General features: G+C 60.2%; 13 protein-coding genes. 11 read left to right on the forward strand and 2 right to left on the reverse strand.

Features of this window, described 5'->3' with window-relative positions; translation table 11 throughout:
* Positions 1-28 precede the first annotated feature (28 nt).
* The 6 genes from AB4Z52_RS30495 (at position 29) to AB4Z52_RS30520 (ending at position 6,526) form a co-directional block, all read left to right on the forward strand.
* The gene (locus tag AB4Z52_RS30495) at positions 29-703 is read left to right on the forward strand and encodes a GntR family transcriptional regulator (protein WP_442221604.1); all 675 of its coding nucleotides are present in this window, start codon (positions 29-31) and stop codon (positions 701-703) included.
* 91 nt (positions 704-794) lie between these two features.
* On the forward strand, positions 795-1,646 hold the full coding sequence (locus AB4Z52_RS30500) for a lysine/arginine/ornithine ABC transporter substrate-binding protein (RefSeq protein WP_442221605.1): 852 nt from the start codon (positions 795-797) through the stop codon (positions 1,644-1,646).
* A 117-nt stretch (positions 1,647-1,763) separates the two neighbouring features.
* On the forward strand, positions 1,764-2,474 hold the full coding sequence (locus AB4Z52_RS30505) for an ABC transporter permease (RefSeq protein ID WP_442221606.1): 711 nt from the start codon (positions 1,764-1,766) through the stop codon (positions 2,472-2,474).
* Complete coding sequence (locus AB4Z52_RS30510; protein WP_442221607.1) at positions 2,474-3,166, forward strand: ABC transporter permease; 693 nt, start codon at positions 2,474-2,476, stop codon at positions 3,164-3,166. The genes AB4Z52_RS30505 and AB4Z52_RS30510 overlap by 1 nt, the downstream gene beginning before the upstream one ends.
* A 41-nt stretch (positions 3,167-3,207) precedes the next feature.
* Positions 3,208-4,803 carry a gamma-glutamyltransferase gene (gene ggt / locus AB4Z52_RS30515; RefSeq protein ID WP_442221608.1) on the forward strand — a complete coding sequence of 532 codons (1,596 nt, stop codon included), beginning with the start codon at positions 3,208-3,210 and terminating at the stop codon, positions 4,801-4,803.
* 292 nt (positions 4,804-5,095) lie between these two features.
* Positions 5,096-6,526: an aldehyde dehydrogenase family protein gene (locus AB4Z52_RS30520; RefSeq protein ID WP_442221609.1), complete on the forward strand. Its 1,431-nt coding sequence runs from the start codon at positions 5,096-5,098 to the stop codon at positions 6,524-6,526.
* 19 nt (positions 6,527-6,545) lie between these two features.
* Here AB4Z52_RS30520 and AB4Z52_RS30525 read toward each other — a convergent pair whose 3' ends face one another.
* Entirely contained in the window at positions 6,546-7,181 is a 636-nt protein-coding gene (locus AB4Z52_RS30525) for a TetR/AcrR family transcriptional regulator (protein ID WP_442221610.1), read from the reverse strand.
* 380 nt (positions 7,182-7,561) lie between these two features.
* Here AB4Z52_RS30525 and AB4Z52_RS30530 point away from each other — a divergent pair, with 380 nt between their 5' ends.
* The 5 genes from AB4Z52_RS30530 (at position 7,562) to AB4Z52_RS30550 (ending at position 13,205) form a co-directional block, all read left to right on the forward strand.
* Complete coding sequence (locus tag AB4Z52_RS30530; protein ID WP_442221611.1) at positions 7,562-8,656, forward strand: ABC transporter ATP-binding protein; 1,095 nt, start codon at positions 7,562-7,564, stop codon at positions 8,654-8,656.
* Positions 8,657-8,660: 4 nt separating this feature from the next.
* Entirely contained in the window at positions 8,661-9,566 is a 906-nt protein-coding gene (locus AB4Z52_RS30535) for an ABC transporter permease (protein ID WP_442221612.1), read from the forward strand.
* Positions 9,559-10,383, forward strand: coding sequence for an ABC transporter permease (locus AB4Z52_RS30540; RefSeq protein WP_442221613.1), 825 nt, complete (start codon positions 9,559-9,561; stop codon positions 10,381-10,383). Before AB4Z52_RS30535 ends, AB4Z52_RS30540 begins: the two co-directional genes overlap by 8 nt.
* 32 nt (positions 10,384-10,415) lie before the next feature.
* Complete coding sequence (locus tag AB4Z52_RS30545) at positions 10,416-11,438, forward strand: extracellular solute-binding protein (RefSeq protein ID WP_442221614.1); 1,023 nt, start codon at positions 10,416-10,418, stop codon at positions 11,436-11,438.
* Between the two features lie 96 nt (positions 11,439-11,534).
* Positions 11,535-13,205, forward strand: a complete 1,671-nt coding sequence (locus tag AB4Z52_RS30550; RefSeq protein WP_442221615.1) for an amidohydrolase — start codon at positions 11,535-11,537, stop codon at positions 13,203-13,205.
* Positions 13,206-13,211: 6 nt separating this feature from the next.
* Here AB4Z52_RS30550 and AB4Z52_RS30555 read toward each other — a convergent pair whose 3' ends face one another.
* The gene (locus tag AB4Z52_RS30555; protein WP_442221616.1) at positions 13,212-13,580 is read right to left on the reverse strand and encodes a GNAT family N-acetyltransferase; all 369 of its coding nucleotides are present in this window, start codon (positions 13,578-13,580) and stop codon (positions 13,212-13,214) included.
* Positions 13,581-13,773: the final 193 nt, after the last annotated feature.

Raw genomic sequence — 13,773 nt, forward strand, 5'->3', positions numbered from 1 at the left:
AGTGGATACAAACATCCAGCGAGGGGCGATGGCGATTTCACCTGCATCCACCACACATGTCGCCTCAACGGCCGAGGAGGAGGCGTACACGTATCTCCATCAGGCCCTGCGCCTCGGCCACTATAAACCGGGCGATCGCCTGATAGCCGAAGAGATCGCGGCCGAAATCGGAATGAGCCGCATGCCGGTTCGTGAGGCCTTTCGACGCCTGTCGGCTGATGGTCTCGTGACGCTGCGGCCCAATCGGGGCTGCGTGGTGGCGGGCCTGACGCTCGACGAGCTCAACGAGACTTTCGAGATCCGCTCTGTACTTGAGGGTCTTGCAGTCCGCATCGTCATGCCGCGTCTGACGCTGGAAAGCTTTGAGGATCTGGACCGGCTCCTCCTGCGCATGGAACGCGCGGGCGAGACCGGGAGCAGCGACTGGGTGCTGCGCCACCAGGAATTTCACGCCTATCTATACGGGATGAGCGAGCGACCGAAGCTCATCCGCCAGATTGCCGCGCTTCACGTCGCCATCGAGCCCTACATGCGTATCTGGTTCGATTATATCGACAAGCCGCTTTCGGCGCGCGAGGAGCATCAGAACCTCATCGATGCGCTGAAGTCGGGCGATTGCGCCGAGGCCGAAAAAGTCATGCAGGACCACGTTCTCTGCACGGCGGCTCTGCTTGCCGATTTCGCAAGTCCCAGCCGGCGCTGATTGCCGGTTGGTCAAATTGTCCGAAGCCGGAGGGACATCCGGCAAGGACGGGGAACGCCGCTAATGCGGCATAACAACAAGGGAAAAAGCCATGACATTTCGTCGTATGGCCGCGATTGCGGCTGCCTTCATGACAATCATATCCGCGCCGCTTGCAATGGCGGCGGATGCACCGAAAGCCATCACGATCGCCACCGAAGGGGCCTATGCGCCGTGGAACTTTACCACCGCCGACGGGAAGCTCGACGGGCTTGAGATCGACCTCGCCAACGACCTCTGCGCTCGCATGAAGATCAAGTGCACCATCATCGCGCAGAACTGGGACGGCCTCATCCCCTCGCTGACGGTGGGCAAGTTCGACGTGATCATGGCCAGCATGTTCATCACGCCGAAGCGCCTGGAAACCATTGACTTCACCCAGCCCTATGCGGTGGACCCCTCGGGCTTTGCAATCGCCAAGAACAGTGACCTCGGTAAGCTCGGCATCTCCAAAGAGAAGTTCAAGCTGGAGGACGAGGCCGCCGCAATGGCAGCGATTGAGAAGTTGAAGCCGTTGCTCAAGGGCAAGGTCGTCGGCGTGCAGTCTGGCACGACTAACCTCGAATTCCTGAAGAAGTATTTCGGCGATACCGTCCAAATTCGCGAATACAAGACGACGGAACAGCACGATCTTGATTTGGCTGCCGGCCGCGTCGATGCCATTTTCGCTCAGCAGACGGCGCTCGCCGCCACGCTCGCTAAGCCGGAATTTGCCGACTACACGATCGCCGGTCCCGGCTTTGTCGGCGGCATCTTCGGCCTTGGAACCGGCGCAGGGCTGCGCAAGGAAGACAAGGCGCTGAAGGATATGTTCAATACGGCTATCGATGCCGCAATTGCCGACGGCACGACCAAGCGCATCTCCGAAAAGTGGGTCCATACCGACGTCACGCCGGTGAAGTAAGCCACGCAGGCAGTCCGGGATCGGGTGGCTGAAGTCATTCGATCCCGCCCCACCTTTCACAACGCGATCTCGCGGCGCCTCCGTGGTGCCCAGCCGTGTTACAGGTTTTGAGCCCTCATGTTCGATAAATTCAATCTGCTCGGTTTTGGAACCGGAGGCTGGGGTTCGGCGCTGCTTGAGGCCGCCGCCATCACCCTACTCCTTTCCGTGGCAGGTTTTGCGCTCGGGATCGTCTTCGGCGGGATGGCAGCAGCCGGCCGGCTCTCCGCCACGCGTCTTCCGCGGGCTATCGCGTCTGCGTACGGGATCGTGTTCCGCGGCGTGCCGGATCTCCTGACCATCTATCTCTTCTACTATGGCGGCAGCGTCGCGCTAACAGCGCTCGGTCGTTTCTTCGGCGCGAAGGGCTTTACGGGGCTGCCGACGCTTGCCACCGGGATCGTGACGATCGGCTTCATTTCGGGGGCCTATCAGGCTGAGGTCTATCGAGGCGCGTATCTCGCGGTCGAGCGAGGCCAATTCGACGCCGCCAAAGCGCTGGCTCTGACGCGCATTCAGATGCTCCGCTTCGTGATCGTGCCGCAACTGATGCGGCACGCGATTCCTGGCCTTGGCAATGTCTGGCAACTCGTTTTGAAGGATTCAGCTCTGATTTCCGTGATCGGACTTGTCGAACTGATGCGCCAGTCGCAAATCGGCGCGGGCTCCACCCGCGAACCATTCCTGTTCTATTGCGCCGCCGCCGCGCTTTATTTCGCCATTGCCGGCCTCACCGGTCTTGTCTTTGGGCGGGCTGAAGTCAACGCTTCGCGCGGGGTCGTCCACTGATGATCGACCCTGGCTTCTTACTCGAGATCATCCCGACACTCCTTTCGGGCCTGCCGTTGACGCTGGAACTCGCCGGCTCATCGGTCCTGCTCGGCTTCGTCCTCGCTCTTCTTCTCGCGCTGGCCCAGCAGACTAAAAGGCCGGTCGTCGTCTGGCCGATCCGGACCTTCGTCGCTATCTTTCGCGGTACGCCGCTCCTGGTGCAAATATTCCTTATTTATTATGGACTCGGCCAGTTCCGCCTGACCCTGCAGTCGGTCGGGCTCTGGTCACTGTTTCGCGAGCCCTATTGGTGCGCAATCCTGGCGCTGACGCTGAACACCGCTGCCTATGGCAGCGAGATCTTGCGTGGCGCGATCCGCAATGTGCCTCGCGGGCTTTCGGAAGCGGCCTCGGCGTTGGGTCTGTCGCGAATGCTGGCGCTGCGGCTGGTGATACTGCCGCTGGCGCTGCGCCAGGCGCTGCCTGCCTACAGTAACGAGATCATCCTGATGGTGAAGGGAACCTCGCTTGCATCCATCATCACGCTGACGGAAGTGACCGGCATAGCGCAGGAGCTGATTTCCCAGACCTATCGCGCCATGGAGGTGTTCATCGCCGCTGGCGCAATCTACCTCATCCTAAACTTCCTCATCGTGTGGGCGCTTTCGCTTCTCGAGACAAGGCTCACGCATTACCGCGTGCGCGCCTGAACCACCCCGCCATGACCGCATACTACGGAGACTGAAAGGCAATGCGCAATTTTGAGAACCCGACGCGATCGGTGGCCGTGTCCGCCCGGGCCATGGCCGCGACATCGCACCCGTCCGCAACGCTGACGGCGATCAACATCCTGCAGGCAGGCGGCAATGCCATGGACGCTGCCATAGCCGCCTGCGCCGTCCAATGCGTCGTCGAGCCAGGATCGACCGGCATTGGTGGCGATTGTTTCGCGCTTTACGCACCGAAGGGCGGAGCCGACGTCATCGGCTATAATGGTTCTGGACGCACACCGGCAGCCTTGACGGTCGACTGGTTCGAGGAGCGCGGCCTGACCGAAGTACCTCGCCAGTCGCCTTCCTCCGTGACTGTTCCCGGCGCCATCGACGCCTGGACGCGACTTCACGCGGATCATGGCCGTCTTCCCCTTGCCGAGCTTCTGGCGCCCGCCATCACCTTTGCCGAGAACGGCTATGCCATTTCGCCGCGTGTGCATCATGACTGGGCGAAGGAGGAGCGGGTGCTAGCTGCCGACGAGGCAGCAGCGCGCATCTTCCTGCCGCAAGGCCGCGCGCCGCGCATCGGCGAGGTACATCGCCAGCCGGAATTGGCCGCAACCTTCCGTAAGATCGCTACCGAAGGCCGCGACGGCTTTTATCGCGGGCCGGTTGCCGAAGATATGGTGGAGCGGCTGCGCGCGCTTGGCGGCCTTCATACACTCGACGACTTTGCTGCCGCCAGGGGCGAGTACGTGACGCCCGTCACCACGACATTCCGAGACTATACGATTCATGAATGCCCGCCCAACGGACAAGGCATCATCGCGCTCATGATCCTAAACATCCTGTCGCGCTTTGAGGCCGCAGGCGCGCCGGACGCGATCGACCGCATCCATATCGAAATCGAGGCGACGCGACTTGCCTATGCGGCCCGCGACGCCTGGCTCGCGGACCCCGCCAAGGCCGATGTACCGGTCGAGGAAATGCTGTCCGACGAGTTGGCCAGCCGGCTCGCAAGCATGATCGACCTGAAGCAGGCCATTGCCGACCTGCCGCCGTTCGAACTGCCGCGCCACCGCGACACGGTGTATATCTCCGTGGTCGATTCAGAGCGGAATTCGGTGAGCTTCATCAACTCGATCTTCGACAGTTTTGGCGCTGGCATCGTCGCGCCAAAATCGGGCGTCATGCTGCACAACCGTGGCCAGAGTTTCTCGCTGAAGCGCGGCCACCTGAACATGATCGCACCGGAAAAGCGTCCGCTGCACACGATCATCCCTGGCATGGTGACGCGCAACGGTCGAACCGAAATGTCCTTTGGCGTCATGGGCGGGTACTACCAGGCCATGGGTCACGCGCATCTGATTTCCAAGGTTCTCGACTATGGCATGGACATGCAGGACGCCATCGACCTGCCGCGCCTGGTGCCGGCAAGCGGGCTCGCGCCCAAGATCGAGGCGGAGCAGACCGTTCCGGCCGCGACCATCGCCGAACTTCGCGCGCGCGGCTTCGAGATCGTGCCGACGGAGGACCCCATCGGCGGCGCGCAGGTAATCCGCATCGACTGGGAAAACGGCACGCTGACCGGCGCGTCGGAGTCACGCAAGGACGGGGTTGCACTTGGCCTTTGATAGGAGAGAAAAGCCGCCTGAGAACGGGCGGCGGCTGCAGTTCGCCTTTTGGCATTTCAATTTGCCAATGCTGAAGATTTCTCCGGGAGCCAACGCGGCGACATAGGCTTGGTGTCAGAGGCGGTAATACGCAGCCAAAACAAAGGCATAGAAATTACTCTCGAGGAAAGGCGGACTCTAAATGTGCATCTCCGCAACAAGCCAATTAATATGATCAAATAATGTTGCAATATGATCAAACGATGAATATCGTCAGCCATAACGACATTTCATACCTCTAAGGGAGTTCTTGATGAAACAGTTCGGCCGGTTTTACATCGACGGCGCCTGGGTCGATCCGATCAACCCGCAGGGTTTGCTTGAGGTCATCGACCCATCCACTGAAGAGGCTTTTGCGACGATTGCGCTGGGGGGCCAGGGTGATGTCGATCGCGCTGTCGCGGCTGCCTCGCACGCCTTCGAAGACTTCTATCTGACGAGCCCTGCAGAGCGTCTGGACCTGCTGAAATCGGTTCTCTCCGTTTATCAAAAGCGCTCGCAAGATCTCGCCTGGGCGATTTCGCGCGAAATGGGCGCGCCGCAGAAGATGGCGTTGGAAAATCAGGTCACCAGCGGCGAAGCCCATATCCGCACCATGATCGACGTCATGAAGGACTACCGGTTCGAGCGCATGGTCGGCAAGACGATGGTGACCAAGGAAGCGGTCGGCGTCGTCGCAATGATCACGCCGTGGAACTGGCCGCTCAACCAGATCACCTGCAAGGTCGCCCCGGCGCTCGGCGCGGGCTGCACGATGATCCTGAAGCCGTCCGAAGTCGCCCCCGTCAGCGGGCTGGTCTTCGCGGAAATCATGCATGAGGCGGGTGTTCCCGCCGGCGTGTTCAACCTCGTCAACGGCGATGGCCCGACGGTGGGCGAGGCGATGGCCTCCCATCCCGACGTCCACATGATTTCCATTACTGGATCGAACCGCGCCGGTATCGCCGTGGCGAAAGCGGCAGCGGCGACCATCAAGCGGGTGCACCAGGAACTGGGCGGCAAATCCGCCAACATCATCCTCGACGATGCCGACTTCGTGGCGGCCGTGCGCCAGGGTACGCTCGACTGCTTCGACAATTCGGGCCAGTCCTGCAACGCACCGACCCGCATGCTGGTGCCGGAAGGACGCATGCAATCGGCATCGGCCATCGCTGCAGACGCGGCCGGTTCGCTGGTTGTCGGTCCGGCGGAGCGGGAAGGCGTCGATCTCGGCCCTGTCGTGAGCCAGGCGCAGTACGACAAGATTCAGGGCATGATCGCCGCAGGCATCGCAGAAGGCGCGACGCTGGTTGCCGGCGGCGAAGGCCACCCGGACGGCCTCAATCGCGGCTATTTTGTACGTCCGACCGTCTTTGCCGATGTCAGGCCCGGCATGCGCATCGAGCGCGAGGAGATCTTCGGGCCGGTGCTCTCGCTCATCGGCTACAAGGACGAGGACGACGCGATCCGCATCGCCAACGACAGCATCTACGGTCTTGCGGCCTATGTATCCTCGTCGGACAGGGACCGCGCCAGACGCGTCGCCCGCAGGCTGCGCGCCGGCAATGTCCACATCAACTCTCCCGCCTGGGACACCTACGCCCCGTTCGGCGGCATGAAACAATCCGGAAACGGGCGCGAATACGGGGAATTTGGTCTTGACGATTTCCTGGAGATCAAGGGCATCAATGGATATGCCGAATAAAATGGCGAGACGCGTCCCGTCAGGCGTTTTCGAAGATCAGGTCCAGAAGGTGCCTGATCTCCGGAAGAATCCGCGCCAGATGCGTCTCCAGCGTCATCGTTTCGACCTTCAGGCAGGCCTGATAATGGCTGAGCCAGTGATTGTAGATAATAGAGGCGAGGGCATCGGCGTCAAAACCACCGCCACGCCGCGTCCTGCAGGCATGTGCGACCAGCATCTCCCTGATCGTCCTGATCAGTGTCGCGTCGATCTGGCTGTAGCGTTGCACGAATTCGGACTGAGGGTAGCGGATCGCGGTCGATTCCGCATAGAGCCAGACGGATTTGCTGAAAATTTCCAGGGAGCCCTTGGTCAGGTCGCTCAGAAGTTCGCACAGATCGTCCGCGAGGCTGTCGGATTGGCGCTGGATGTGCGTGCGATAATGGTCGATTGCTTCCTGGTGCCCCTGGAGGATGATCGCCAGCAGCAGTTCGTCGCGGCTGCCGAAATAGTTGAAGACCGTGGGCGTGGAAACGCCGGCCGCCGCGGCAATCGTGGCCATGGAACTGTCCTCGACGCCCCGGCACTCGAACAGCGTGCGCGCGCTTTCCATGATGGCGTCGCGTCGCTGCTGTTTCTGCCTCTCGCGCAGGCCTGCCGTCACATTCTGAATCAATGTCTCGCTACCTCCCAATAAAATCTTTTACGCCGTAAAATATTTTATTGACACAATTTGTTGACGCCATACAGTACGTGGCATCCACTAATAAAAAACAAGCGTGGGAACAACATAAATTTCGCCGGGCGGCTCCGGTCTGGGGAACACAAGAAAAGACTGCGCACAGGAACGCGAGCGAGAGTTTCGCTCGGATCGTTTGTCTTCTGCGAGGTCAACGTACTCAATTTATACTGTCATTGGCTGCGAAGATATACTTCGCGGTACTGAGTACCTGTAACATTTTCGCATTGACCCCAACACGGAAACTTGAAGCTGGGAGACTGATGATGACTTTTCGGACAAGTTCAAACTGGGTGGCTCTTTAGGATATGAGCAATATGACGCCCTTACGGGCCGCCAAGGGCGGCGCTGTCTCGATCCTCAGTGTTCTAAAGGATTTCGGCAATTTCCGCGCCGTCGACGACGTGTCGATAGAAATCCGTCCAAACGAGTTCTTCACCCTCCTGGGGCCTTCCGGCTGCGGCAAGACCACGCTGCTTCGAATGCTGGCTGGCTTCGAGGCGCCCACCGACGGCAAGATCCTGCTGGACGGAACAGACATTTCGATGCTGCCGCCGAACAAACGCCCGATCAACACGGTGTTCCAGAACTACGCGCTCTTCCCGCACATGACGGTCGCCGAAAACATCGGTTTTGGCCTCAAAATGCTCGGCAAGAGTGCTGCCGAAATATCCTCGTCAATCGAGGAAATGCTTCGTCTGGTCCGGTTGGAGAATGCCGGCAATCGCTCCGTCACTCAGCTTTCCGGCGGCCAACAGCAGCGCATTGCGCTGGCCCGCGCGCTCGCCCCGAAACCGAAGCTTTTGCTTCTCGACGAGCCGCTTTCGGCCCTTGACCTGAAGCTTCGCAAATCCATGCAGATCGAGTTGAAGCGCCTGCAGCAGGAAACCGAGATAACCTTCATCTTCGTTACCCACGACCAGGAGGAAGCCCTGACCATGTCGGACCGCATCGCGGTCATGAATGGCGGCAAGGTCCTGCAGATCGGTTCGGCGCATGACATCTACGAACATCCGGCCGACCGCTTTGTCGCCGGCTTCATCGGGGAGACGAACTTCCTCGAGGGCGACCTGACGTCGAGTGCCGACGGCGTCGGCGCGGTGGCGCTGCGTTGCGGTCCGGTCGTCGAGGCGTTGACCGCCAAGTCAGTGGCCAGTTCGGGGGCCGTCACCATCGTCGTGCGCCCAGAGCATCTGGAACTGGTCGCGCCCGGCTCGCCGCAGGCGGTAGACGCGACCGTCGAACAAATCGTCTATTTCGGCACGGACACCCATGTCCACGCCCGCCTGAGCGACGGTACGGCGCTGACCATCCGGCAGCAGAACCGCCCCGGCCCGAAAGAAGGCATTGCCGTCGGCCGGACGATCGGGGTAACCATTCCGCCCCGCGTCGCCCAGATCCTGAAGGACTGAGGCCATGTCGCAGATCGCCACCCCTCAGGACAAACAGGACGCCAGGCGTCATCTGCTGCTCGCGTCACCGGCCATCGTCATCATGATCCTTCTGGGCTTCATCCCCCTGATGATCGTGGTCGCATACTCCTTCATGGCGCCTGGCGACTACGGCGGCGTCGTGCCGAAATTCACGTTCGAGGCCTATGTCTCTCTGATTTTCCAGCGCGACATGTTCGACGACACCCTCATATTCTCGCCGGCCTATCTGGAGATCTACATTCGCACCGCCGTCTTTGGCGTGGCGACGACGGTCTTCTGCGTGCTGATCGGCTTCCCAACCGCCTATTTCATGGCGACGCGCCCAGCGAAACAGCGCAATCTCTGGGTTCTGCTGCTGACGATCCCCTTCTGGTCGAACCTCCTGGTGCGCACGATCGCGGTCATGTTCATTATCCGCGACGAGGGGCTCATCAACACGGTGCTGATGCAGCTCGGCCTTATCGATCATCCAATCACGCTGCTCTATACGAACTTCGCCATCCTGCTGGGCCTCGTCTACAGCTTCCTGCCCTTCATGGTGCTGCCGATCTATGCCTCATTGGAAAAATTCGACTTCCGCCTCGCTGAGGCGGGCTTCGATCTCTATGCGAGCCGCTTCCAGGTGCTGACGCAGATCATCATTCCGCTGGCCAAGCCCGGGATTGTAACCGGCAGCATCCTCGTCTTCGTGCCGGCTTTCGGCGCCTATGTCACGCCGCTTCTGCTCGGTGGCGGCAGCCACCTAATGATCGGCGACCTGATCGCGCTGCAATTCGGCTCGTCGCGCAACTGGCCGCTGGGCTCGGCCTTCTCGATCGTGCTCATGGTCTTCGTTTTGCTTGCGCTTCTCTTCCAGATCCGTCGCTCGGGGCAGGTGAAACATGGCTAGCTTCGCGTCCACAGGAAAGATCGACATCAAGCGCCAAACGGGGTTCGGCTTCCTCGCTGTCACCTGCCTGGTCAGCCTTTATCTGCCGATCCTCGTTGTCCTCATCTTCTCATTCAACAATGCCATGAGCATCGGCGCGTCCTGGCAGGGCTTCTCCATGCGCTGGTACGTGGCGCTGATGCGGAACGAGGTGTTCTTCAATTCAGCCATGCTGTCGGTGGCGATCGCCATTGCGGCAACGATCATGTCGACGATCATTGGCACGATGGCGGCGCTGGCCACCACGCGGGTCAAGCGCTGGCGGGGGCAGTCTGCTACCATTCTCGCCATCACCTCGCCGCTGATCATCCCGGAAATCGTCAGCGCCGTGTCGCTGCTCGCCTTCTTCTCCTTCATCGCGCAGACCTTCGGCATCAGCTTTGGCATTCTGAAGATCGTCCTGGCGCACACGTCCTTCTGCATCCCCTTCGTATACCTGCCGATTAAGGCGCGGCTCGAGGGCATGGACGTGACGCTGGAAAATGCGGCGGCTGATCTTTACGCTGATCGCTGGAAAACGTTTCGTTATGTCACGCTGCCGCTGCTGTTGCCTGGCATTTCTTCTGGCGCAGCGCTCGCCTTCATCGTCTCCTTCGACGATTTCACCATCACGCAGCTGATTGCCGGTCCCGGCGAGACAACGCTGCCACTCTTTATCTGGTCTCGCATCCGCAACATCGTCACGCCCGAGCTCAACGCCATGTGCACGGCGCTGCTCGTCGTCTCCATCGCTTTCATCATTCTCTCTTTCATCCTGACAAGGATGAAAGAGAACTAAAACCAAAAACCAACCAGAAGGGTACAACAGAAATGAAGAAATTGTCATCTCTCGCTATCGCGGGTCTTCTGCTCACAACCAGCACCTCTTTCGCCGCCGGCGAACTTCACATCTACAACTTCGGCAACTACACCAGCGCCGACCTGATCAAGAAGTTCGAGAAGCAGTTTGACGTAAAGGTTACGCTCGACACCTATGACACCAACGAATCGATGATGGCGAAGATCAAGGCTGGCGGCTCCGGTTACGACATCGTCATACCGTCCGACTACGCCGTCGACATCATGAAGAAGGAAGGACTTCTTGAGGCCACCGAGCCCGACAAGATGGAAAACTTCAAGAACATTAAGCCGGAAATTGTGAACCTCTATTACGACGAAGGCCGCCACTACACCGTTCCGTGGCAGATCGGCGTCACCAGCCTGCAAGCCGACACGGCAGTTTACAAGGGCGATCTCGACACCTGGAGTGTGCTCTTCAATCCGCCGGCTGAATTGAAAGGCCGTATCAACGTCCTCGACGACATGATAAGCGTCATCCACGCGGCTGAGCACTACAAGGGCTTCAGGCTCTGCGCCTCCGACAAGTCTGAGCTCAAGCAGATCAACGAACTGCTGCTCGCCGCTAAGCCTTCCTGGCGTACGTTTAGCTACGATGCACCGACGCTGCTGCAATCCGGGGATGTTGATGCGTCCATGATCTGGGATGGCGCCGCCTACCGCGCTCACGCAAGCCGCCAGACCCTGAAATTCGGCTTCCCCAAGGAAGGCGTTGAGGGCTTCGTTGACAACGTCGCCGTGCTGAAGGGCGCTAAGAACATAGAAAACGCCAAGCTCTTTCAGAACTTCATCATGGACCCGGAAAACGCCGCGATGATCTCCAACTTCGCGACCTATAGCAACGGCATCGTCGGCTCAGAGAAGTTCCTCGATAAGGATCTGAGCAACGCACCGGAACTCCAGCGCCCGGCAAACTTCAAAGTCTCTTTCTCGCCGCCCTGCAGCCCCGAAGTCATCGAGCTCTACAACAAGATCTGGACCAACCTGCGCAAGTAACGCGGGGTCTGGATCCATTTCCGCCATCAATGGACATCAGCGCGCCGGCCTGACCGGCGCGCTAAAGAACAAATTTGCTTAAAAGGGAAGAACGCTATGGGTCAGTCTGCGAACATCGTCATCAGGAACGGCAAGGCCATCACCATGGACGACGCCGCGCCGCGCGCTCAAGCCGTCGCCATTATCGGCAACCGGATCGTCAAGGTCGGCTCGGATGCCGAAGCCATGGAGCTTGCAGGCCCATTCACGCACGTGATCGATGCGGGCGGCGGGACGATCGTGCCCGGTTTCAACGAATCTCACATGCATATTTTTGGCGGCTCCCTCAGCCTCATCCAACTGCCGCTGATGGGCGTTCGCGGCGAAGCGGCGCTCACAAACGCCATTGCGGCCTATGCTGCGCAAAACCCGAACCTGCCGCTTCTCGTCGGCAACGGTGCCGACTATCTCATCTTCGGCGATACGCCAGCCGATCGCCACAAGCTCGACGCGATCATGCCCGACCGGCCGCTGCTTCTCATCTCCCCCGACTATCATACGGCCTGGGCCAACTCCGCTGCACTCCAGGCCGCCGGTATTCTCGAAGGTGCGAAACTGAGCATCGGCAACGAGATCGTCATGGGAGCGGACGGCCTTGCCGCCGGCGAATTGCGCGAGAGCGAAGCTATGGGACCCGTGCTGGAGCTCGGATCGACCGGCGGGCGCGAACGCTTCGGCATCGCCACCGGCGGCAACCCGGATTTGGTCACCGACGCTCAACGCGCCAGCGATATTGCCCTCCTCAAGAAGGGGCTCGCCTATTGCGCCTCGCTCGGCATCACCTCGTTTCAGAACATGGATGGCAACCTCTACCAGCTTGAGCTTCTCGACGAGATCGAGAAGACGGACGGCCTGCCGGTCCGCGTTCGCATGCCATACCACATGAAGAATTTCATGCCGCTCAGCGTCATCGAGGAAAAGGCGGTCGTCTGGCGCGAGCGCTACAATACGGACCGTTTGCGCTGTGACTTCGTCAAGATGTTCGCTGACGGCGTGATAGAGTCCGGAACGGCCGTCATGGTCGGCGGCTACGGCGACCACCCGGAGGAGAACGGCGACCTCTTATTCCCGGTCGAACAGTTCAATGCGGTCGCCGTCGAGGCCGATCGCCTCGGCTTCCAGATGGCCGTTCACGCGATCGGCACCGGCGCAGTCCGTGAGGTGCTGGACGGCTATGAGCATGCGCGCACGCTCAATGGTGCACGCGACAACCGCCACCGCATCGAACATATCGAGACCATCGAGCCGGATGACGTGCCGCGTCTGTCGGCGCTCGGTGTCGTCGGCTCGATGCAGCCGACCCATCCGCCGGGAACGGGCGACCTGCCGCTGCAGCCTTATCTCGGTCGTATCGGCGAAAAGCGCTGGCCGCTCGCCTTCGCATGGCGAACCATCAAGGATTCCGGCGTCACCCTCGTCCTTGGCACCGACTGGCCGGTCACACCGCTCGACCCGCTCGCCTGCATCGGAGGTGCGCTGGTCCGCCAGCCGTGGCGCGATGATCTCAAGGATCAACGGCTTTCCTTGGCGGAACTGCTGGAGGGCTACACGAAGAACTGCGCCTGGGTGGAGTTCATGGAAGACCGAAAGGGCGTGCTGAGGTCCGGCTATCTCGCCGACGTCGTCGTGCTGTCAGGGGATATCGAAGCGACCGCGCCAGAGGCGATGTCCCGCCTCAAGGCCGCCGTAACGATCTGCGACGGGCGGGTCACGCACACCCTTTTCTGAAGCGCGTCAGCGTTTCCGCCTCGCTAGGGCATTGGTGCGTGGATCATTAATCGAACTGGCGTAGGCGAGCCGCGACCCCAATAATCGAGGTGTCACCATGCCCTTCAAGCACAACACCTGGCCAATGCCACCTTGACGCTCGTAAAAGCGTATCGCATCCAGATTCCAGACTGGCGTTTGCCATTCAATCCGTTCCGCCCCGGCCTCCCCCACCAGTCGACAGGCCCGTTCGAAGAGATGTTTTCCAATTCCCTGTCCGCGTGCGATCTCACACACGAACAAGCAGTCGACGTGAGCAAACCGGCAGGCAGTCCACAGCGCATAGTCGAAGGTGAGACCTGCATAGCCGATCAGGCTTTTCTCATCCTCAGCCACGAGAAGCAACCGGCGCCGATGATGACCCCACCGGCACCATCAATCGATCAGCATTATCAGGCGCTTAATGCCGAATCCACCGAGGGGTCAGTGTTCGCTGCCGATTCACATACAGCTTTGCCGGCTTGAAGGCCTATGACGCGCTCAGCAGCCGAAACCAGGCATGGCCAGAAATATAGCATCCCGTCCCCAA

Source organism: Rhizobium sp. 2YAF20 (genome assembly GCF_052114685.1).
Taxonomy (GTDB): domain Bacteria; phylum Pseudomonadota; class Alphaproteobacteria; order Rhizobiales; family Rhizobiaceae; genus Rhizobium.

Coding starts and splice junctions, on each gene's coding strand:
- AB4Z52_RS30495 (WP_442221604.1), top strand. CDS start 29: ATGGCGATTTCACCTGCATCCACCACACATGTCGCCTCAACGGCCGAG.
- AB4Z52_RS30500 (WP_442221605.1), top strand. CDS start 795: ATGACATTTCGTCGTATGGCCGCGATTGCGGCTGCCTTCATGACAATC.
- ggt (WP_442221608.1), top strand. CDS start 3,208: ATGCGCAATTTTGAGAACCCGACGCGATCGGTGGCCGTGTCCGCCCGG.
- AB4Z52_RS30535 (WP_442221612.1), top strand. CDS start 8,661: ATGTCGCAGATCGCCACCCCTCAGGACAAACAGGACGCCAGGCGTCAT.
- AB4Z52_RS30545 (WP_442221614.1), top strand. CDS start 10,416: ATGAAGAAATTGTCATCTCTCGCTATCGCGGGTCTTCTGCTCACAACC.
- AB4Z52_RS30510 (WP_442221607.1), top strand. CDS start 2,474: ATGATCGACCCTGGCTTCTTACTCGAGATCATCCCGACACTCCTTTCG.
- AB4Z52_RS30520 (WP_442221609.1), top strand. CDS start 5,096: ATGAAACAGTTCGGCCGGTTTTACATCGACGGCGCCTGGGTCGATCCG.
- AB4Z52_RS30505 (WP_442221606.1), top strand. CDS start 1,764: ATGTTCGATAAATTCAATCTGCTCGGTTTTGGAACCGGAGGCTGGGGT.
- AB4Z52_RS30530 (WP_442221611.1), top strand. CDS start 7,562: ATGACGCCCTTACGGGCCGCCAAGGGCGGCGCTGTCTCGATCCTCAGT.
- AB4Z52_RS30550 (WP_442221615.1), top strand. CDS start 11,535: ATGGGTCAGTCTGCGAACATCGTCATCAGGAACGGCAAGGCCATCACC.
- AB4Z52_RS30540 (WP_442221613.1), top strand. CDS start 9,559: ATGGCTAGCTTCGCGTCCACAGGAAAGATCGACATCAAGCGCCAAACG.